The sequence below is a fragment of the Pseudomonas sp. o96-267 genome, assembly GCF_003935465.1.
Taxonomy (GTDB): domain Bacteria; phylum Pseudomonadota; class Gammaproteobacteria; order Pseudomonadales; family Pseudomonadaceae; genus Aquipseudomonas; species Aquipseudomonas sediminis.
In genome coordinates this window covers 1-20,893 of record NZ_RHQP01000014.1, presented here as the reverse complement: position 1 = coordinate 20,893, position 20,893 = coordinate 1, and the positions used below count along the sequence as shown (strand labels likewise).

Annotated in this window: 18 protein-coding genes and 2 pseudogenes; 13 read left to right on the top strand and 7 right to left on the bottom strand. The window is 62.9% G+C overall.

From position 1 onward, the window contains the following. Window positions 1-4 precede the first annotated feature (4 nt). The 12 genes from pepP to EGJ86_RS11525 all read left to right on the top strand — a co-directional run bounded on the left by pepP (window position 5) and on the right by EGJ86_RS11525 (window position 11,330). Complete coding sequence (pepP, locus tag EGJ86_RS11580; RefSeq protein ID WP_125835205.1) at window positions 5-1,339, top strand: Xaa-Pro aminopeptidase; 1,335 nt, start codon at window positions 5-7, stop codon at window positions 1,337-1,339. Between the two features lie 4 nt (window positions 1,340-1,343). After that, a complete protein-coding gene (ubiH, locus tag EGJ86_RS11575) occupies window positions 1,344-2,528 on the top strand; it encodes a 2-octaprenyl-6-methoxyphenyl hydroxylase (protein ID WP_125835204.1) in 1,185 nt (394 codons plus the stop codon). Between the two features lie 78 nt (window positions 2,529-2,606). Next, window positions 2,607-3,824: a 2-octaprenyl-3-methyl-6-methoxy-1,4-benzoquinol hydroxylase gene (locus EGJ86_RS11570; protein WP_125835203.1), complete on the top strand. Its 1,218-nt coding sequence runs from the start codon at window positions 2,607-2,609 to the stop codon at window positions 3,822-3,824. A gap of 110 nt (window positions 3,825-3,934) precedes the next feature. Continuing rightward, window positions 3,935-4,936 carry an extracellular solute-binding protein gene (locus EGJ86_RS11565; RefSeq protein WP_099524609.1) on the top strand — a complete coding sequence of 334 codons (1,002 nt, stop codon included), beginning with the start codon at window positions 3,935-3,937 and terminating at the stop codon, window positions 4,934-4,936. Window positions 4,937-5,030: 94 nt separating this feature from the next. Further along, window positions 5,031-6,647: an iron ABC transporter permease gene (locus tag EGJ86_RS11560; RefSeq protein WP_125835202.1), complete on the top strand. Its 1,617-nt coding sequence runs from the start codon at window positions 5,031-5,033 to the stop codon at window positions 6,645-6,647. Window positions 6,648-6,960: 313 nt separating this feature from the next. Then, window positions 6,961-8,043 (top strand): glycine cleavage system aminomethyltransferase GcvT, encoded by a 1,083-nt coding sequence (gene gcvT, locus EGJ86_RS11555; RefSeq protein WP_106735103.1) that lies wholly within the window; start codon window positions 6,961-6,963, stop codon window positions 8,041-8,043. A 94-nt stretch (window positions 8,044-8,137) separates the two neighbouring features. After that, window positions 8,138-8,527, top strand: a complete 390-nt coding sequence (gene gcvH / locus EGJ86_RS11550; protein WP_003458665.1) for a glycine cleavage system protein GcvH — start codon at window positions 8,138-8,140, stop codon at window positions 8,525-8,527. Window positions 8,528-8,852: 325 nt separating this feature from the next. Further along, window positions 8,853-9,167, top strand: a complete 315-nt coding sequence (locus EGJ86_RS11545) for a metalloregulator ArsR/SmtB family transcription factor (RefSeq protein WP_125835201.1) — start codon at window positions 8,853-8,855, stop codon at window positions 9,165-9,167. Then, entirely contained in the window at window positions 9,164-9,598 is a 435-nt protein-coding gene (locus tag EGJ86_RS11540; RefSeq protein ID WP_125835200.1) for a YeeE/YedE family protein, read from the top strand. The genes EGJ86_RS11545 and EGJ86_RS11540 overlap by 4 nt, the downstream gene beginning before the upstream one ends. Window positions 9,599-9,600: 2 nt before the next feature. Beyond that, window positions 9,601-10,020, top strand: a complete 420-nt coding sequence (locus EGJ86_RS11535; protein ID WP_125835199.1) for a DUF6691 family protein — start codon at window positions 9,601-9,603, stop codon at window positions 10,018-10,020. A 14-nt stretch (window positions 10,021-10,034) separates the two neighbouring features. Beyond that, window positions 10,035-10,223: a DUF2892 domain-containing protein gene (locus tag EGJ86_RS11530; RefSeq protein ID WP_125835198.1), complete on the top strand. Its 189-nt coding sequence runs from the start codon at window positions 10,035-10,037 to the stop codon at window positions 10,221-10,223. A gap of 117 nt (window positions 10,224-10,340) precedes the next feature. Next, window positions 10,341-11,330 carry a cytochrome-c peroxidase gene (locus tag EGJ86_RS11525; protein WP_125835197.1) on the top strand — a complete coding sequence of 330 codons (990 nt, stop codon included), beginning with the start codon at window positions 10,341-10,343 and terminating at the stop codon, window positions 11,328-11,330. Here EGJ86_RS11525 and EGJ86_RS25625 read toward each other — a convergent pair. The 7 genes and pseudogenes from EGJ86_RS25625 to EGJ86_RS11495 all read right to left on the bottom strand — a co-directional run. Next, window positions 11,331-11,771 (bottom strand): annotated as a pseudogene (locus EGJ86_RS25625) (methyl-accepting chemotaxis protein); the annotation flags it as partial. It lies immediately after the preceding gene. A gap of 102 nt (window positions 11,772-11,873) precedes the next feature. Next, window positions 11,874-12,650: pseudogene (locus EGJ86_RS25620) on the bottom strand (PAS domain-containing protein); the annotation flags it as partial. 84 nt (window positions 12,651-12,734) lie between these two features. Continuing rightward, window positions 12,735-13,841, bottom strand: coding sequence for an agmatine deiminase (gene aguA / locus EGJ86_RS11515; protein WP_125835196.1), 1,107 nt, complete (start codon window positions 13,839-13,841; stop codon window positions 12,735-12,737). Between the two features lie 214 nt (window positions 13,842-14,055). Beyond that, window positions 14,056-14,940, bottom strand: a complete 885-nt coding sequence (gene aguB / locus EGJ86_RS11510; protein WP_125835195.1) for an N-carbamoylputrescine amidase — start codon at window positions 14,938-14,940, stop codon at window positions 14,056-14,058. A 271-nt stretch (window positions 14,941-15,211) separates the two neighbouring features. Beyond that, window positions 15,212-15,853, bottom strand: coding sequence for a TetR/AcrR family transcriptional regulator (locus tag EGJ86_RS11505; protein ID WP_125835194.1), 642 nt, complete (start codon window positions 15,851-15,853; stop codon window positions 15,212-15,214). 74 nt (window positions 15,854-15,927) lie between these two features. Further along, on the bottom strand, window positions 15,928-16,986 hold the full coding sequence (locus EGJ86_RS11500; protein WP_106735112.1) for an extracellular solute-binding protein: 1,059 nt from the start codon (window positions 16,984-16,986) through the stop codon (window positions 15,928-15,930). A 169-nt stretch (window positions 16,987-17,155) separates the two neighbouring features. Continuing rightward, window positions 17,156-18,535, bottom strand: coding sequence for a glutamine synthetase family protein (locus tag EGJ86_RS11495; RefSeq protein ID WP_099524587.1), 1,380 nt, complete (start codon window positions 18,533-18,535; stop codon window positions 17,156-17,158). Window positions 18,536-19,320: 785 nt separating this feature from the next. On the opposite strand from EGJ86_RS11495, the gene EGJ86_RS11490 reads away from it, so the two are divergent. Continuing rightward, the gene (locus EGJ86_RS11490) at window positions 19,321-20,679 is read left to right on the top strand and encodes a glutamine synthetase family protein (protein ID WP_074855158.1); all 1,359 of its coding nucleotides are present in this window, start codon (window positions 19,321-19,323) and stop codon (window positions 20,677-20,679) included. Window positions 20,680-20,893 lie beyond the last annotated feature (214 nt).

Here is a 20,893-nt window from a genome sequence, read left to right as displayed (position 1 = left end):
TGCCTTGATCAGCATCCCCAAGTCCGAATATGCCCGTCGGCGCAAGGCGCTGATGGCGCAGATGGAGCCCAACAGCATTGCCATCTTGCCGGCGGCACCGGTGTATATCCGTAACCGTGACGTCGAGCATGTCTACCGCCAGGACAGCGACTTCCAGTACCTCACCGGTTTCCCCGAGCCGGAGGCGGTGATGGCGCTGATTCCTGGCCGCGAGCACGGTGAATATGTGTTGTTCTGCCGTGAACGCGACCCGGAGCGTGAGTTGTGGGACGGCCTGCGCGCCGGTCAGGATGGCGCGGTGAAGCATTTCGGTGCCGACGATGCCTTTCCCATCGGCGACATCGACGACATTCTCCCGGGGCTGATCGAAGGTCGCGAGCGTGTCTACTACGCCATCGGTAGTAACCAGGAGTTCGATCATCGGCTGATGGAATGGGTCAACCACATCCGCGGCAAAGCTCGCCAGGGCGCCACGCCGCCGAACGAGTTCGTTGCCCTCAACCATCTGCTGCACGACATGCGCCTGTACAAGTCGGCTGCCGAGGTGAAGGTGATGAAGGAGGCGGCCGAGATCAGTGCGCGCGCCCACATCCGCGCGATGCAGGCGAGTCGCGCCGGGCTGTTCGAATATCACCTGGAAGCCGAGCTGGATTACGAGTTCCGCAAGGGTGGGGCGAAGATGCCGGCCTACGGCAGCATCGTCGCTGCTGGCCGCAATGCCTGCATTCTGCACTATCGCGAGAATGACGCGGCGCTCAAGGACGGCGATCTGGTATTGATCGACGCTGGCTGCGAGATCGACTGCTACGCCAGCGACATCACCCGCACCTTCCCGGTCAGCGGCAAGTTCTCGCCCGAGCAGAGGGCCATCTATGAGCTGGTGCTCAAGGCCAACGAGGAAGCGTTCAAGTTCATCGCGCCAGGCAAGCACTGGAACGAAGCCCACGAGGCCACCGTGCGCGTGATCACTGCCGGTCTTGTCGAGCTGGGCCTGCTCGAGGGTGACGTCGACGAGCTGATCGCCAACGAAGCCTACAAACCTTTCTATATGCATCGCGCCGGCCACTGGCTGGGTATGGACGTGCACGATGTTGGCGACTACAAGGTCGGCGGCGAGTGGCGCGTGCTGGAAGTCGGTATGGCGATGACCGTCGAGCCGGGCATCTACATCGCCCCCGACAACGACAAGGTCGCCAAGAAATGGCGCGGCATCGGCGTGCGCATCGAAGACGACGTGGTGGTGACCAAGAAAGGCTGCGAGATTCTCACCAACGGTGTGCCCAAGTCGGTCGCCGAAATCGAGGCGTTGATGGCTGCCGCGCGTAGCGAGGCGGCCTGAGCCTATGTCACGCGTACAGCTGGCGATTATCGGCGGCGGTCTGGTCGGTGCCAGCCTGGCGCTGGCCCTGCAGGAGACGGCGCGTCAGCGTGGCTGGCGCATCGCTCTGATCGAACCCTTCGCGCCGGGCAGCGAATACCAGCCCAGCTATGACGCGCGTTCCACTGCGCTGTCCTATGGCAGTCGGTTGATCTACGAGCGTCTCGGTCTGTGGCAGAGCATCGCCCAGCGGGCCGAGCCGATTCAGCAGATCCATGTGTCCGACCGCGGCCGCTTCGGCGCCACGCGCCGGCCAGCCGTCGAGGAAGGCGTGCCGGCGCGCGGTTACGTGGTGGAGAACGCCTGGATCGGCCCCTGCCTGTGGCAGGCGCTGGATGCGGATGTGATCGAATGGCGCTGCCCGGCCGAAGTGGTCGGCATGCAGCGCCTCGACGATGGCTATCGCCTGACCCTGAACGACGAAACCTGCCTTGACTGCGACCTGGCGATTCTTGCCGATGGTGGGCGTTCCGGTTTGCGCGAGCAGCTCGGTATCGGCGTCAGCAGCAAGCCTTACGGGCAGAGTGCGCTGATCGCCAACGTCAGCCCGCTGGAGGCGCATCGTGGGCAGGCCTTCGAGCGCTTCACCGATGACGGCCCGATGGCGCTGCTGCCCTTGAGCGACAACCGCTGCGCGCTGGTCTGGACGCGCGCCGCCGCTGACGCCGAGCGCCTGCTGCGCGCCATCGAGGCCAGCTTTCTCAGAGAGTTGCAGCAAGCCTTCGGTTATCGCCTGGGCGCCTTGCAGCAGGTCGGTGCGCGACATCTCTACCCGCTGAGTCTGGTCGAGGCGCAGGAGCAGGTGCGTCCGCATCTGGTGGTGTTGGGCAACGCCGCGCACAGCCTGCACCCTATCGCTGGCCAGGGCTACAACCTGTCGCTGCGCGATACCCTGGCGTTGGCCGAAGTCATCATTGGTAGCGAGGCCGCACTGGGCGAACTCGCCACCCTGCAGCGATACCAACAAAGGCAGCAGCTCGATCAACAGAAGACTGTCGGCTTCTCCGATCAGGTAACGCGCCTGTTCAGCAACGCGCAGCCGCTGCTGACCGCCGGGCGTAACCTGGGCTTGCTCGGCCTCGATCTGCTACCGCCAGCCAAGCGCTGGTTCGCCCGGCAGGCCATGGGTATGGGAACCCGTAATCTATGACCGGCCCCGAAGTGTGCGCTGTGCGCACTAGCCGGAAGCCAGGGTGCGCACGGCGCACTCTGGGGTGTAAGGAGTGATATGCGCGCGGATCTGATCATCGTCGGTGCCGGTATGGTCGGCAGCACCCTGGCTCTGGCGCTGGAGCACAGCGGTCTGGATATTCTGATCGTCGACGGCAGCCCGCTGAGCGTGTCGCCCTTCGATGCGCAGGCGCCGTTCGAGCCGCGCGTCAGCGCATTGTCGATGGCCAGCCAGCGCATTCTCGAGCGCCTGGGCGCCTGGCCAGGCATCGCTGCACGGCGTGCTTGCCCCTATGGCGAGATGCGCGTGTGGGATGGCTCCGGCACCGGCAGCATTCACTTCGCTGCCGCCAGCGTGCATGCCGATACTCTGGGCCATATCGTCGAGAACCGTGTGGTGCAGGACGCTTTGCTAGAACGTCTGCACGACAGCCAGATCGGCTTGTTACCCGGCGCACGCCTGGAGCAACTGCGCCGCAGCGGCGACGACTGGCTGCTGACGCTTACCGATGGCCGTCAGTTGCGTGCACCGTTGCTGGTCGCGGCCGACGGCGCCAACTCCGCGGTGCGTCGCCTGGCCGGTTGCGCTACGCGCGAATGGGATTATCTGCACCACGCCATCGTGACCAGCGTGCGCTGCGAGCGTGCGCACCAGGCCACTGCCTGGCAGCGTTTCACCGATGACGGTCCGCTGGCCTTCCTGCCGCTGGCCGGGCCGGCCGGCGAGCACTGGTGCTCGATCGTCTGGTCCACCGTACCGGTCGAGGCTGAGCGCTTGATGGCGCTGGACGATGAGGCCTTCTGCGCCGAGCTGGGCAAGGCGTTCGAATCCCGCCTGGGCAAGGTGCTGCATGCCGATCGCCGTCTGTGCATCCCGCTGCGTCAACGCCATGCCAAGCGTTACGTGGAGCCGGGGCTGGCGCTGATCGGCGATGCCGCACACACCATCCACCCGCTGGCGGGGCAGGGCGTCAACCTGGGCTTTCTCGATGCGGCGGTGCTGGCCGAGGTGCTGCTGCATGCCGCTATGCGAGGTGAGAACCTCAGTGATGAGCGCGTGCTGAGCCGTTTCGAGCGTCGGCGCATGCCGCACAACCTGGCGATGATGGCGGCGATGGAAGGCTTTCAGCGTTTGTTCCAGGCCGACCCGTTGCCGTTGCGCCTGCTACGCAACGTCGGCCTCGACCTGGTCGACGGCCAGGCCGAAGCCAAGGCGCTGTTCGTGCGTCAGGCGCTTGGGCTGGCCGGCCACTTACCGGAACTGGCGCGAGCCTGAGCTGACGCAACTTGTAATAACTGCTGCGTGTGGTCTTGCTGTTTACGTTGAGAAGGCAAATAACATTCACTACTATTCAGCCACTTTGTAATCCACAAGAGGCTGGTCCCATGAAGGCTCGTAACGCGCTCCTCGCCGCATTCACTCTCAGCACCCTGGCAACTGCCGTCCAGGCTGCCGATGAAGTGGTGGTCTACTCCGCCCGCATCGATGAGCTGATCAAGCCGGTGTTCGACGCCTACACCGAGAAAACCGGGGTCAAGGTGAAGTTCATCACCGACAAGGAAGCCCCGCTGATCGCCCGCCTCAAGGCCGAAGGCGCCAACACCCCGGCTGACCTGCTGATCACCGTCGACGCCGGCAACCTCTGGCAGGCCGAGCAGGAAGGCGTGCTGCAGCCGACCAAGTCCGACGTGATTGATGCCAACATCCCCGCTCAGTATCGCTCCAGCACCGACAGCTGGACCGGCCTGTCGCTGCGTGCACGGACCATTTTCTACTCCACCGAGCGCGTCAAGCCGGAAGAGTTGTCCACCTACGAAGCGCTGGCAGACAAGAACTGGGAAGGCCGCCTGTGCCTGCGCACCAGCAAGAAGGTCTACAACCAGTCGCTGACCGCCACCCTGATCGAAGCCCATGGCGCCGAGAAGACCGAGGAAATCGTCAAGGGTTGGGTCAACAACCTGGCTACCGACGTGTTCCCGGATGACACCGCGCTGTTGCAAGCCATCGACGCCGGCCAGTGCGACGTGGGCATCACCAACACCTACTACTATGGCCGTCTGCACAAGCAGCAGCCGGATCTGAAGGTCAAGCCGTTCTGGCCGAACCAGAACGACCGTGGCGTGCACGTCAACCTGGCCGGTGCTGGTGTGACCAAGCATGCACCGCATGCCGAACAGGCCAAGAAGCTGCTGGAGTGGATGACCACCGCAGAAGCGCAGAGCATCTTCGCCGGTGTTAACCAGGAGTACCCGGCCAACCCGGCGGTGAAACCGTCTGCCGAGGTAGCTTCCTGGGGCACTTTCAAGGCTGATACCGTGGCGACCGAAGTAGCTGGCAAGCGCCAGGCCGAAGCGACCATGCTGATGGACCGCGCCGGCTGGCAGTAAGCGCGTAACGATCATCGACGAGCACAGCGCTGCCGTTATACTGCGACGCCCCGCCTAGCCGGGGCGTCGTCATTTCCGTAGTCGAGGAGTCCGCGTGCCGCATCCCGTCCAGCGTCGCTGGTACCCCATCGTCCTTGCCGTCGCCGTTCTGGTGTTGATGCCGCTGTCGGTGCTGCTGCTGAGCTGGCACGACGTGGATCAGCAGATCTGGGCGCACCTGTGGCAGACGCAGATGGCACGGCTGATCGGTAATACGCTGACGCTGGTGATCGGTGTCGGCGTAGGGGTGACGCTGCTGGGGGTGAGCCTGGCCTGGCTCACCAGCCTCTGTGAGTTTCCCGGCCGGCGCTGGCTGGACTGGGCGCTGATGCTGCCTTTCGCCATTCCCGCCTACGTGCTGGCATTCGTTTTCGTTGGCCTGCTGGATTTCGCCGGCCCGGTGCAGACGCTGCTGCGCGAATGGTTCGGCAGTGGCTTGCGCCTGCCGCGCGTGCGCTCGACCGGCGGGGTGATCATCGTGTTGGTGCTGGTGTTCTATCCCTACGTCTATCTGCTCGCTCGTGGCGCCTTCCTGGCTCAGGGCAAGGGCTTGATGGAGGCGGCCCGGGTGCTCGGGCAAAGCCCCTGGCAGGCGTTCTGGCGGGTGGCGCTGCCAATGGCGCGCCCGGCCATCGGTGCTGGTCTGGCCCTGGCAATCATGGAGACTCTGGCGGATTTCGGCGCGGTGTCGGTGTTCAACTTCGACACCTTTACCACGGCGATCTACAAGACCTGGTACAGCTTCTACAGCCTGACCAGTGCCACCCAACTGGCCAGCCTGCTGCTGCTGGCCGTGGCGTTGGTGCTCTACGGCGAGCGTCGTGCCCGTGGCGCCGCACGACCGGCCAACGAGCGGCCGCGCGGCAAGGCGCTGTATCACCTGCACGGCTGGAAGGCCTTCGCGGCCAGCGCCTGGTGCGGTCTGGTGTTCGCTTGCGCCTTCGTCATACCGCTGCTGCAGCTGCTGGCCTGGTTCTGGCAGCGTGGCCGCTTCGACCTCGACGAGCGCTACGCCGGGCTGATCCTGCATACCCTTTACCTGGGTGGCATGGCGGCGCTGATCACCGTCAGTGTGGCCATGCTGCTGGCCTTCGCCCGCCGCCAGGCGCCGAACCGCGGCGTGCGCTTCGGCGTCGCGCTGGGCAATCTCGGTTATGCCTTGCCGGGTTCGGTGCTGGCGGTGGCAATCATGCTGGCGTTCAGCTTTTTGGATCGTGAACTGGTGATTCCGTTGTCCACGGCACTGGGCGGTGCGGGCAAACCCTTGCTGCTGGGCAGCCTGGCGGCGCTGCTGGTGGCCTACCTGATTCGTTTCATGGCGGTGGCCTTCGGACCACTGGAGACCAGCCTGGCGCGTATTCGTCCGTCCCTGCCCGAGGCCTCGCGCAGCCTTGGCGTTGGCAGCTTCGGGCTGTTCTTCAGGGTCTATCTGCCGCTGCTGCTACCGGGCACCTTGTCGGCCGCGCTGCTGGTATTCGTCGATGTGCTCAAGGAAATGCCGGCGACTCTGCTGATGCGCCCGTTCGGCTGGGACACCCTGTCTGTACGGGTATTTGAGATGACCAGCGAAGGCGAGTGGGCGCGCGCCTCGCTGCCGGCGCTGACCCTGGTGCTGGTCGGCCTGCTGCCGGTGATTCTGCTGATAAGGCGCTCGGCCCGCAGTTTCGGTTGATCAATACAACGCTGTAGGGCGGGTGCAACCCGCCAGTATCGTGGCATGGCGGGTTACACCCGCCCTACGACCTGAAGCCAGGATGACCCCCCGGACGCATGCGGCTACAATGCGCGCCATTCGCGAGCCGGGGTAACCCGGCAAGATTCATCTAGAAGCGTTGCCGAGGCCGCCAGTGCAAGGCGCAGACAGGCGAGAAAGCGGAATGTGCTTTTGCACATGAGCATTTCGAGTTTGCCTGCAACGCAGCAATGGCAACGCAGGCAGCTTCTAGGGGTCTGAATCGCTTCGCCAAGCCCGGAAGGAGATACCCATGGGACAGCGCACCCCCCTCTATGACCTGCACCTGGCACTGGGGGCCAAGATGGTGGACTTCGGCGGCTGGGACATGCCGCTGCACTACGGTTCGCAAGTGGAAGAGCATCATCAGGTGCGCCGCGAGTGCGGCGTGTTCGATGTCTCGCACATGTGCGTGGTGGACGTGAGCGGCAGTCAGGCGAAGGCCTTCCTGCAGCGTCTGCTGGCCAATGATGTGGCCCGCCTGGAGAGCCCCGGCAAGGCGCTTTACAGCGCCATGCTCAATGAGCAGGGCGGGGTGATCGACGACCTGATCGTTTACCTCACCGAGCAGGGTTACCGCCTGGTGGTCAACGCTGGCACCCGTGACAAGGACCTGGCGTGGATGCATGCGCAGGCGAGCGACTTCGATGTGCAACTGCGCGAGCGTCGCGATCTGGCCATGCTCGCCATTCAGGGGCCGAAGGCGCGCGCACGGGTTTCCGAACTGCTGAGCCAGGCCCGTGCCGCACTGATCCACGAGCTCAAGCCGTTCCAGGGTCTGTCCGATGGCGACTGGTTCATCGCGCGTACCGGTTACACCGGCGAAGATGGCCTGGAAATCGTGCTGCCGGTGACCGAGGTTGTGTCCTTCCTCAACGATCTGGTCGGTGCCGGTATTTCGCCCATCGGCCTTGGCGCCCGTGACACCCTGCGCCTCGAAGCGGGTATGAACCTCTACGGCCAGGACATGGACGAGCAGGTCAGTCCGCTGGCTGCCAACATGGCCTGGACCATCGCCTGGGAACCAGCCGAGCGCGACTTCATCGGCCGCTCAGTGCTGGAAGCGCAGCGCGCCGCCGGCTGCCCGAGCAAGCTGGTTGGGCTGGTGCTGGAGGAGCGCGGCGTGCTGCGTGCACACCAGGTGGTACGCGTTGATGGCATCGGTGAGGGCGAGATCACCAGTGGCAGCTTCTCGCCTACGCTGAACAAATCCATCGCGCTGGCGCGGGTGCCGGCCGCGACCGGGGATCGTGCCGAGGTGGAGATCCGCGGCAAGTGGTACCCGGTGCGGGTGGTCAAGCCGAGCTTCGTGCGCAACGGTAAAACCCTTATCTGAATCATCAGGTCGCGGTGCTGGCTTCCCCTGGCGCTGCGGCCTGCTAAATTGTCCAGACGGCCCACTTGCCGTCACCGTTTACGAGGAATCAAACATGAGCAATATCCCCGCCGATCTGCGTTATGCCGCCAGCCACGAGTGGGCGCGCCTGGAGGCTGACGGTAGCGTGACCGTGGGCATTTCCGACCACGCCCAGGAAGCCCTCGGCGACGTGGTATTCATCGAGCTGCCGGAAGTCGGCAAGCAACTGAACGCCGGCCAGGAAGCCGGTGTGGTGGAGTCGGTCAAGGCCGCCTCCGACATCTATGCGCCGGTTGGCGGCGAAGTGATCGCCATCAACGAAGCGCTGGCTGACAGCCCGGAAAGCGTCAACAGCGACCCGTATGGCAGCTGGTTCTTCAAGCTCAAGCCGAGCGACACCAGCGAGCTGGACAAGCTGCTGGACGCCGCCGCCTATCAGGCTGCTGCTGACGCCGACGCCTGATTCATCAGGCCTCGATCCAGAAACCCGCTGCGGCGGGTTTCTGCGTTTCTGGGCTCTGCTAATGAATTCGCGTCCAGGGCGTCAGTGATAGCCCGTATGTAATCCGGGGAGTGACGATACCCCCTGTAGGAGGCGCTTTAGCGGCGAGTTCTTTTCGCGGCTAAAGCCCCTCCCAAGATTTGTACTGTGCATGCATCGGTTGATGCGGGTAGGCGCGCTCTTGTAAGGCCCGTTCAATTCCCTCTTTAACCGCTGGTCGGTTGGGCTAGCACTTCTCCAGAGTACAATATATAAAAATACATATTGTATTTAGTTAAGGTGTTCCATGACTGAGCCCATCGATATCCAGCAGCTGCGCGCCAATGCCGACGCAGCCGGGCAACTGCTCAAGGCGTTGGCCAATCCTGATCGCCTGTTGCTGCTCTGCCAGCTGTCGCAAGGCGAGCGCAACGTCAGCGAGCTGGAGGCGCTGCTCGGTATCCAGCAGCCGACGCTGTCCCAGCAACTGGCGGTGCTGCGCCGCGAGGGGTTGGTGGAAACCCGTCGTGACGGCAAGCAGATCTTCTATCGCATCAGCAGCCCAGCGGCGCTGGCGGTGATCGAGACGCTCTACCGCCTGTTCTGCGAGGGCCGGCAATGAACATCGACTGGGCCGGCTTCACGCCATGGAGCGCCTTGGCAGGAGGGGCGCTGATCGGTCTGGCGGCTGCCATCTTCGCCTTGGCCAATGGTCGGGTAGCGGGTATCAGCGGCCTGCTCGGCAGCCTGCTGCAGCGTCAGGGCGAAGGGCGCGGCGAAAAAGCAGCGTTCCTTGTTGGCCTGCTTCTGGCTCCCTTGCTCTGGGGATTGTTCGCGGCATTACCGTCGATTCATTTCGAGACGAGCAGTCTCGGCTTGATCGTCGCCGGCTTGCTGGTCGGTATCGGCACCCGTTATGGCTCGGGCTGCACAAGCGGCCACGGGGTTTGCGGTATTTCCCGCCTGTCGCCGCGCTCGATGCTGGCAACCCTGTGCTTCATGGCCACGGGTTTCGTCACGGTCTTTGTCCTGCGTCACCTGCTGGGGGCTTGAGGATGGTCAGACTCGGTGCATTCGCCTGCGGCCTGCTGTTTGGTCTGGGCCTGCTGCTAGCGGGCATGGCCGACCCGGCCAAGGTGCTGGCTTTTCTCGACTTTGCCGGAAATTGGGATCCCTCGCTGGCGCTGGTGATGGTCGGGGCCATTGCAGTCGCAGCAGTGCCGTTGAACCTGGCGCAACGGCGCGCCAGGGCACTGCTCGGCGGCGCCATGCAGTTGCCGACGCGTCGTGACCTCGATGCTCGCCTGATTGGCGGCAGCCTGCTGTTCGGGGTCGGTTGGGGTATCGCTGGCATCTGTCCGGGGCCGGCTGTTGCCATCCTGCTGACCGGGCACTGGCAGGCCCTGCTGTTCGTCGCGGCGATGCTCGCCGGCATGCTGATCTTTACTGCGCTGGAAGGCCGGCGCGGACGTTGACCTGGAGAACCTCGATGAAAGCCAATGTTGGAACGCTCGACCGCAGTCTGCGCATCGCCGCAGGTCTGATTCTTATCGCGCTGAGTCTTACCGGTGTCATCGGTCTGTGGGGTTGGATCGGTGTGGTGCCACTGGCGACCGGCATCTTCCGTTTCTGCCCGGCGTATCCATTGCTGGGTATCAACACCTGCAAAATGAAATGAAACATATCCACTGAGGCGAGATGCGCATGCGACTTGATGCAGATCAAGTCGCCCCGGGTGTGCGCTGGGCATGGTCGATACATAACCAGAACAGCCAATACCTGAGGAGATACACACATGCGCACTCTGACCCTGCTGGCCGGATTGTGCTTGGGCGCCAGCGCCTGGGCCAATCTACCGGCCAACGAACCCGTCGAGCCGATCGCACCGGCCGAGATCACTGATCCGGCCAAGGTGGAGCTGGGCAAGCAGCTGTTCTTCGACCCGCGCCTGTCGCGCTCGGGGTTCATTTCCTGCAACTCCTGCCACAACCTGTCGATGGGGGGCAGCGACAACCTGCCGAGCTCCATCGGCCACAACTGGCAGCAAGGGCCGATCAATTCGCCGACCGTGCTCAATTCCAGTCTCAACCTCGCGCAGTTCTGGGATGGCCGCGCCGCCGACCTCAAGGAACAGGCCGCCGGCCCTATCGCCAACCCGATGGAAATGGCCTTTACCCACATTCTCGCCGTCGACGTGCTGCGCTCGATCCCGCGATACCGCGAGTCGTTCAAGGCCGTGTACAAAACCGACGAGATCACCCTGGACGAAGTGACCGATGCTATCGCCGAGTTCGAGAAGACCCTGGTCACGCCCAACTCGCGCTTCGACCTGTGGCTCAAGGGTGATGCTGAGGCCATCACCAAGACCGAGCTGGAAGGTTACGAGCTGTTCAAGTCCATCGGCTGCGTGGCTTGCCACAACGGCCCGGCGCTGGGCGGCAACTCGTTCCAGAAGATGGGCCTGGTAGAACCCTATGAAACCAGCAACCCCGCCGAAGGCGTTGCCGGTCTGACTGGCAAGGATGCCGACCGCTTCAAGTTCAAGGTGCCGACCCTGCGCAACGTCGAACTGACCTATCCCTACTTCCACGACGGTGCCTACTGGAAGCTGGAGGAGTCGGTGGACATCATGGCGCGCTTGCAGCTCGGCCGGCAGCTGAGCGAAGGCGAGATTGGCAAGATCACCGCCTTCCTCAAGACCCTGACCGGCGAGCAGCCGAGCTTCGCCCTGCCGCTCCTGCCTCCGTCTAACAATGACACACCGCGGCCGCAGCCATTCGAGTGATCAGTACTCTTCCAGCGCCTCGGCGAACTGGCGCACGGCATCGACGACCTGCCGTGCGCCACTCTGGATTTCCTCGATCACATGCCCGGCCTGGTTGACCAGCTCCACACCCTGCTCGACCTTGTGCTGACTGGACTGCATGTTGTCCACGGCGTCTTGCGCTAGCTCGTGGTTGCGCTTGACCACCTCGACGATCTCCACTGTTGCCTGTGCGGTGCGCGCGGCCAGGCCGCGTACTTCATCAGCGACCACGGCGAATCCGCGGCCCTGCTCGCCTGCGCGCGCCGCTTCGATAGCGGCGTTGAGGGCCAGCAGATTGGTTTGCTCGGCAATGCCGCGGATGGTCTGCACGATGCTGCTGATCATCTCCGACTGCTGGCTGACCGCGCTAATGCCCTCGGCTGCGCGGGACAGCTCGTCGGCGATGCCGCGCACCATCGTGACGGTTTCGCTGATCACCTCGGCGCCATGCCGGGCATTGTCGTCGGTGCGTTGAGAAATTTCATAGGCAAGTTTGGCTGCATCAGATTCGGCCTGTTGCTGGTGCACCTGCGGGGTGATGTCACGGGCGAACTTGACGATCTTATAGAGCGTGCCGCTGGCGTCGAACACCGGATTGTAGGTGGCGCTCAGCCAGATGATGTCGCCGTGGCGGTTGATGCGCTGGAATCGCCCTGAGAAGAATTCGCCGCGATTCAGGCGTGCCCAGAAGTCGCGGTAGGCAGGCGAGTCGGCCTCTTCGCGGGTGCAGAACAGGCGATGGTGCTTGCCGCGGATTTCGTCCAGGCGGTAGCCCATGGTCTGCTGGAAGTTTTCATTGGCATCGAGTACCTCGCCCTTGAGGTTGAAGGCGATTACCGCCATGGAGCGGCTGATGGCCTCTACCATGCTGTTCTGTTCCTGCTCGCGGATGACCTGTGCAGTGATGTCCGTGGCCAGTTTGAGCACGCCTTCGACACGGCCATCTGCGCCGCGGATCGGGTTGTAGCTGGCTTCCAGCCAGACTTCCTGGCCTTGCTTGTTGCGACGGCGGAAGCGCTCACGGATGTACTCGCCGGCCGCCAGGCGTTGCCAGAAGCGGCGGTACTCGGCGCTTGACTGGTATTCGGGGAAGCAGAAGATGCTGTGATGCTGGCCGACGATCTCCTCCAGTCGGTAACCCATGGTGGTCAGGAGATTGTCATTGGCGCTGACGATGGTGCCGTCTGGCTTGAATTCGATCATGGCCGTCGACCGATCGACGGCAGCCTTCCTGGCAAGCGCGGACTGCAACTGCTGGCGAGCCACTTCCAGGGCTCGCTTGAGGGCTTTGTTGAACATGATGTGCTCTTGAAGGTGGCGGGTTGATCCCGACCAATCTTATCGGCTTGGTCAGGATCAACTTGAAAGCCTTCAGAGTACTTTTCAACTGCCTTGCGGGGCTGGCTGCTGTTGGGTGATGCAGTGGATATTGCCGCCGCCCAGAAGGATCTCACGGCCTGGCACCATCACCACGCGATGTTCGGGGAAAATACGCTCAAGAATGGCACGTGCCTCCTCGTCCTTCGGGTCATCGAAGCTCGGCGCCACGATGCCGCCGTTGACGATAAGGAAGTTGACGTAGGAGCCGGCCAGGCGAACTTCCGGGCTGCGCTCCTGGCTGCCGTCGACCATGTCGACGCCCGCGCACTCTTCGGCAGTGGCATGAATTGGGCCGGGAATCGGCATCTTGTGCACGGTCAGCTGCCGCCCCTTGGCGTCGCGCACGCTTTCCAGCACGCGCATGGCGGCCTGACAGCGCGGGTAGTTGGGATCGTTCGCATCGTCGGTCCAGGCCAGTAGCACTTCACCGGGGCGCACGTAACAGCAGAAGTTGTCGACGTGGCCGTCAGTTTCGTCGTTGTACAGACCGTCCGGCAGCCAGATCACTGTGTCGATGGCCAGGTGCTCGCTCAGCACGGTTTCGATTTCTTCACGCGACAGGTGCGGGTTGCGGTTCTTGTTCAGCAGGCACTCTTCGGTGGTGATCAGGGTGCCTTCGCCATCGACATGGATCGAACCGCCTTCGAGGACGAAGCCTTCGGTGCGGTAGCGTTTGCAGTCTTCGATCTCGAGGATCTTGCGCGCCACCTGATCGTCACGCAGCCACGGCCAGTAGAGGCCGCCATCGAAGCCACCCCAGGCATTGAAGGCCCAGTCCACACCGCGCACTTCGCCATTGGTGTTGGTGACGAAGGTCGGCCCGGTGTCACGCACCCAGGCGTCGTCAGTGGTGATTTCCACCAGGCGGATGTTGGCGTCATCCAGGCGTGCGCGGGCGTTTTCGTACTGCGCCGCTGATACGCAGACGGTTACCGGTTCGAACTGGGCAATGGCCTTGGCCACGGCGGTGAAGGCCGCCTGCGCCGGCTTGCCGCCGTTGCGCCAGTTGTCCGGGCGTTCGGGCCAGACCATCCAGGTCTGGCTGTGTGGTGCCCACTCGGCAGGCATGTGGAAACCATCGGCGCGTGGAGTCGTGGTCAACGTGGTCATATATCGCTTCCGTAGGGTGCGCCATGCGCACCGGCAAAGTGTTTGGAGGGCTGGGTGCGCACAGCGCACCCTAGCAGGCCTTTGAAAAACGTAGGCGAGGCAGCCAGTGCAAGGCAAAAACAGGCGAAAAAGCGCAGTTTACGAGTTGTAAATGAGCATTTTGAGCCTGTTTTTAACGCAGCAATGGCAACGCAGGTAGTTTTTCAACAGCCTGCTACGCGATCGAGGGTGTTTCACCGTCGAGCGTGGAAAGCGGCCAGTATAGGTTCGGCCGGCGGTCGCGGAACACACCCCAGGCGGTGCGCACCTTCTCCAGCTCGGTCAGGTCGAAGCTGTGTACCAGCACGCCTTCCTCCGTCTGGTTCAGCTCCTCGACTTTCTCGCCGAACTGGTTGGCGATGAACGAGCTGCCGTAGAAGGTGATGTCGTAGCCGTCCTGCTCCTCACGGCCGATGCGGTTGCTGGCCACCAGCGGCATCAGGTTGGCGCCGGCATGGCCCTGTTGCACACGCTGCCAGTGCTCGCGCGAGGTGATGTTGGCATCGTGCGGCTCGCTGCCGATGGCGGTTGGGTAGAAGAGGATTTCCGCGCCCATCAGCGCCATGCTGCGCGCGCATTCGGGGAACCACTGATCCCAGCAGATACCGACGCCGATGCGGGCATAAGCGGTGTCCCAGACCTTGAAACCGGTATCGCCCGGGTTGAAGTAGTACTTCTCGTGGTAGCCGGGGCCATCGGGAATATGGCTTTTTCGATAAATCCCGAGATTAGTGCCGTCGGCATCAAGGATGGCGATGCTGTTGAAGCGGGCGCGGCCGGCGCGTTCGAAGAAGCTGATCGGCAGCACTACCTTCAGTTCGGCGGCAACTTTCTGGAAGTGCGTGATAGCCGGATTTTCCTCCACCGTGGTCGCCAGCTGGGTGTAGTCGGCGTTGGGCTTCTGGCAGAAGTAGGGAGCCTCGAACAGCTCCTGGATCAGGATGATCTGCGCGCCCTGTGCGGCAGCCTGGCGTACCAGCCTCTCGGCATTGGCGATGTTCGCGGGCGTATCCCAGGAGCAGGCCATCTGGGTCGCAGCGACGGTAACGATACGGGACATAAAGCACCTCTTGGCTCGTTCACAGGCCAATCCAGCTGCGCCGGGGGCCTTTCGGAGTGCCATGGCTGAACATCGGCCAGGACGGGATGTTCGATTTATATCTGATAAATATCGGTATTAGAAGATGCTTTTGGTCGGCCGAGCGAAATAAATACGATTTTTATCGGATTTATATTGGTTCGGTCGTAGGGGCACAGGCCGCTTAGGGTGCGCGCAGCGATCGGCCACGCCGTCAGATGTCATCGGTGCGCACGGCGCACCCTACGGGGGATTACGCCAGCGGTGCAGGTCGTTTCGGCAGGGCAGCGGGCAGATAGAGGCCCAGATAGGCGTCGAATACGCGCATGCCTTCCTCGGCCAGGCGTGGCGTGATTTCGCCGTGCAGCTGTACGGAGCGGGCATAGACGCGATCACCCAGTTCCATGGCCAGGGCGAAGACATCGATATCCATCGGTAACTGCGGCAGGGGGAAGTGGCGGTCGAACAGCGACTGCATCAGGCGGCCCAGTTCGATGTCATGCTGATGGTCGGCCTGGGTTACCTCGGCCAGGCCATGCTGGGCGAGGATCAGCTGGCGCGCTGCGGCGTCGCGCGCGTAGATGTCCAGCATACGTTGTTCGACGATGCGCGACAGGTCATGCCAGGTGTTCAGGCTGGCGTGTTCGACCGGCTCCTGCAGGCAGGCGCGAAAGGCTGCGTGCACGTCTGCAGTCAGGCCTTCGAGCAGTGTCGGCACGCTGGCGAAGAAGTGGTACACCGACGACGGTGGAATGCCTGCGTGCTCGGCCACCGTGTAGATCGACAGGTTGGCCATGCCCTGCTCGGCCAGCAGTTCGCGTGCTGCCGCCAGTATCACGGCGATCCGTGCCTGGCTGCTGGCGCGTGGCTTGCGGGTGCTGGCGGGGCGCGACATGGCTGAGTCCTCGTGGGTCGAGGCGCTATTGGACGTCAGCAGGCGGCGGCGAGGCAAGCATCGCCGTACACGCCTCAGATACTGTCGCGAAAGCGCTGCCAGACGTTGCTGCGCACCTGCGCATGTTTCTCCGAAAGGACTTCCAGCGGATACAGGCGGCGTTTGGTGTCCTGGTCCGGGTACAGGCCGGGCTGCGCCAGCAGGGCGTTGTCGATGAACTGCGCGGAGTCTGCATTACCGTTGGGGTAGAGCGTCTCGGCGGTGATCTGGGCGATGACCTGCGGTTGCATCAGGTAGTCGATGAAGCGGTGAGCGAGGTCCGGCCGAGCGGCGTTGGCAGGAATCACCAGGTTGTCGATGAACAGCACCGAGCCTTCGTCCGGTACCACGAAGCGTACCGGCTGGCCGGCCTGCGCCGCGGCAAGGGCGTCGCCGACCCAAGCCATGGCCAGGCACAAGTGGCCGCTGCTGAGATCTTCGATATAGCGCTCGCTGTCGACGTAGCGCAGGTTCGGGCGTAGTGCCTCGAGCACTCCGCCGGCGCGCTCGACCCGGCTTGGTGCGCTGCGGGCAAGGCTACGGCCCTGGTAGTTGAGCAGCAGCGACAGGGTTTCATCTGGCGCATCCAGCACGCTGATGCCGCAGCTGGCCAGGCGCGCGCTCTGTTTGGCATCGAACAGCAGGCTCCAGCTGTCCGGCAGTGGTCCGCCATAGGCCGCCTCGGCCTGCGGCGTGTTGATCGCTAGGCCGACCGCGCCCCACAGGTACGGCACGGCGTGCTGGTTCTGCGGGTCGACCGCGGCCAGCTTGCTGAGCAACTGCTTGTCGAGGTGTGTGCGGTTGGGTAACTGGTTGAAGTCCAGCGGACGAATACGGCCGCTGGCGATCAGCCCTGGCAGATCGTTGTGCGAGGGCACCGCGATGTCGATGGGCTGGCCGCTTTGCAGCGCGGCGGCCAGTTCTTCAGCGCTGGCGAAGGTGTGGTACTCGACCTCGATGCCGGTGTCGCGCGTGAAGTTTTCCAGCACCTGCGGCGCGATGTAATCATTCCAGTTGTAGACCCGAATGCTGTCGGCGGCCTGGGCCAGGCCACAGCTCAGGCCTAGCAGGACGGCGGCAAAAACGCGTTGCATGAGTAGCTCCCCGATGGATGAAGGCAACAGTATCCGGCGGTCTTGGGCGCCGGGGGTTGATTCATGTCAGCGGAGTCGCCGTGCGGCGAACCGCTGGCCCCGGTGCAGAGCACTGGAGCAGGCAGTTGGCAGGCAAAAAGAAGCCGGCTCTGCGGCCGGCTTTCTCGGTTTACACGGTGTGCAGGTACCAGTTGTACTCGAGGTCGGAGATGGTGGTCTCGAACTCCTCCAGCTCGGCTTCCTTGCACGCGACGAAGATGTCGATGTACTTCGGATCGATGTATTTGTTCAGCACTTCGCTGTCGTCCAGCTCGCGCAGGGCATCGCGCAGGTTGTTCGGCAGGCTCTGTTCGAGCTGTTCGTAGGAGTTGCCTTCGATCGGCTCGCCCGGTTCGATCTGGTTGGTCAGACCGTGATGGATACCGGCGAGAATCGACGCCAGCATCAGGTAGGGGTTGGCATCGGCGCCGGCGACGCGATGCTCGATGCGTACCGCGTCAGCACTGCCGGTCGGCACGCGCACGGCCACGGTGCGGTTGTCCAGCGCCCAGCTCGGCGCGTTGGGCACGTAGAACTGTGCACCGAAGCGGCGGTAGGAGTTGACGTTGGGGCAGAGGAACGCCATCGACGCGGACATGGTGTCGAGGATGCCGCCGACGGCATGACGCAGCGAGGTGTTCTCCAGCGGATCTTCGGCAGCGAAGATATTCTTGCCGGTCTTCTTGTCGAGCAGCGAGATGTGCACGTGCAGACCGTTGCCCGCCTGGCCCGGATAGGGCTTGGCCATGAAGGTGGAGTCCATCTCATGGTCGTAGGCGATGTTCTTGATCAGGCGCTTGAGCAGCAGTGCGTAGTCGCAGGCCTTGATGGCGTCTTCGACGTGGTGCAGGTTGACCTCGAACTGCGCCGGGGCACTTTCCTTGACGATAGCGTCGGCCGGGATGTCCTGCTCCTTGGCGGCTTCGAGCATATCCTGCAGGCAGTCGACGTACTCGTCGAGGTCATCGATCAGGTAGACCTGAGTCGAATGCGGACGCTTGCCGGAGATCGGCGAGCGTGGTGGCTGCGGGCGACCGTTCACGTTCTCCTGGTCGATCAGGTAGAACTCCAGTTCGAAGGCTGCGCAGATACGCAGGCCCAGTTCGTCGAACTTCTGTACCACCTGGCGCAATACCTCGCGCGGGTCGGCGAAGAAAGGCGTGCCGTCCAGCTCGTGCATGGTCATCAGCAGTTGCGCAGTGGGGCGCTTCTGCCAGGGCTCGTTGCACAGGGTATTGGGGATGGGGAAGCAGATACGGTCGGCGTCGCCGATGTCCAGGCCAAGGCCGGTGCTTTCGACGGTGGAACCGTTGATGTCGAGCGCAAAGAGCGAGGCGGGCAGGTTGATGCCTTTCTCGTACACCTTGTGCAGGGCGTTTCGATCGATGCGCTTGCCGCGCACCACGCCATTCATATCTGCAATAAGAAGGTCGACGAACTGGACCTCAGGATGTTCCTTAAGGAACGCGTTCGCTTCGTTAAGCTGAACGGCACGCGGGGGTACCGACATGATGCAACACCTTTTTGTTAAATATATCAATCATGCGACTGCATGGGTGTGAGTCAATCCGAAACGCACTTTACTGTCAAGCTGGCCCGATGATGCCCTGTAGTGGGGCGTTATGGCCATTTTTGGGGCGTTTCAAGGCCTTTCAGGGTGGTTCAACCGGCGTCTTTTCAGGGTGCTCAGTGGGGTGTGTTCAATTTTTTACAGAGCTATTGTGTAAAAAAATGAACAAGGCTAAGCTCGGTTCAAACCCATAACAGCAATAATACGGGTGTCTCATGTTTTGCCTGCCGACCATCGGCGTCAGCGCTTGTTCCAGCACCACCGGTCACGCTACCTCTGTCCTCGTTCGCGAGGCGGGCCTGCACATCATGCGGGTTACCAGGGTCAGCATGCCTGGCGGCGCGGCAACACGGCAGCATCTTTCCCCTGCGGCATCATCGTCGCTCAGTCTGTGTCATCAGGTCTTTCGCTCACTCAATACCCTGCACGATAGCGTACGCAGCCGTGCAATGCCCCTTGGCCGGCTTCGTGCACTGCACAAACCATGCTCCAGGTTTGTCGGGATCGTGCTATGCCGCGAGCTAGACAGTGCGGTTTTGGTGAGCAAGGGCGGGCGATTTTCTTTCTGTGGCGTGCAAAGTCGGGTGTCGGAGGTGTCGCACCCCTAGTAGCATCCACCCGAATATCTCGCCTTCTTCCAGGCCTTTGGTGAGGCTTGCAGGGAGGAGGCGGGGCAACGCTGAACCGGCTATAACCCTAGTTGGTTCTACAACCCTGAGGTCTCTATGAGTACCAAGTTAGACCAGCTCACGAGCTGGCTGAAAGAACGCAAAATCACCGAAGTCGAATGCCTGATCAGCGACCTGACCGGCATTGCCCGCGGCAAGATCTCGCCGACCAACAAGTTCCTCGACGAGAAGGGCATGCGCCTCCCCGAGAGTGTGCTGCTGCAGACCGTGACTGGCGACTACGTCGAGGACGACATCTATTACGACCTGCTGGATGAGGCGGACATCGACATGTTCTGCCGTCCGGACCCCAACGCTGTCTTCGTCGTGCCCTGGGCCATCGAACCCACCGCCATGGTGATCCACGATACGTTCGACAAGCAGGGCAACCCCATCGAGCTGTCGCCGCGCAACATCCTCAAGAAGGTGTTGCAGATGTATGCCGACAAGGGTTGGAAGCCCATCGTCGCGCCGGAGATGGAGTTCTACCTGACCAAACGCAACAGCGACCCGGACTTCCCGTTGGTGGCGCCTGTTGGTCGCTCCGGCCGCCCGGAAACCGGTCGTCAGAGCTTCTCCATCGACGCGGCCAACGAGTTCGACCCGCTGTTCGAAGACATGTACGACTGGTGCGAACTGCAAGGCCTGGATCTGGACACCCTGATCCACGAAGAAGGCCCGGCGCAGATGGAAATCAACTTCCGTCATGGCGATGCACTGCACCTGGCCGACCAGATTCTGGTGTTCAAGCGCACCATGCGTGAGGCCGCACTCAAGCATGACGTGGCAGCCACGTTCATGGCCAAGCCGATCACCGACGAGCCGGGCAGCGCCATGCACATCCACCAGAGCGTGGTCGACATCAAGACCGGCAAGAACATCTTCTCCAACGAAGACGGGACGATGAGCGAGCTGTTCATGCATCACATCGGGGGGCTGCAGAAGTACATCCCCGAGCTGCTGCCGCTGTTCGCGCCGAACGTCAACTCGTTCCGCCGCTTCCTGCCCGATACCTCGGCGCCGGTGAACGTGGAGTGGGGCGAGGAGAACCGTACCGTCGGCCTGCGTGTGCCTGAGGCAACTCCGCAGAACCGTCGCGTGGAAAACCGCCTGGCCGGCGCTGACGCCAACCCGTACCTGGTGCTGGCAGCCACTCTGCTGTGCGGCTACATGGGGATGGTCGGCGGAGTGAGACCCGGTGCACCGGTCAAGGGCCGTGGTTACGAGCGTCGCAACCTGCGCCTGCCGGTGACCATCGAGAGCGCTCTGGAGCGGATGGAAGCGTGCAAGGACGCCGAGAAATTCCTCGGCGAGAAGTTCATCCGTGGCTATGTCGCGGTCAAGCGTGCCGAGCACGAGAACTTCAAGCGCGTGATCAGCTCCTGGGAACGCGAGTTCCTCCTGCTGTCGGTGTAATGGGCTACCGGCCGCGCCTGGCGCGGCCGGTGCCACGAATCTCTGCGTAGCGCCGCAGGCGCTGCGTGTTAGCAAGGTGTTGGCAATGAACAAGCAAGCGAACAATCCCAAGACTGCCCAGTGGCAGGCCCTGAGCAAGGCCCACCACCTGGCGCCGTTCAGTGATTACAAGCAGCTGGCCGAAAATGGCCCGCGCATCATCACCGAGGCCAAG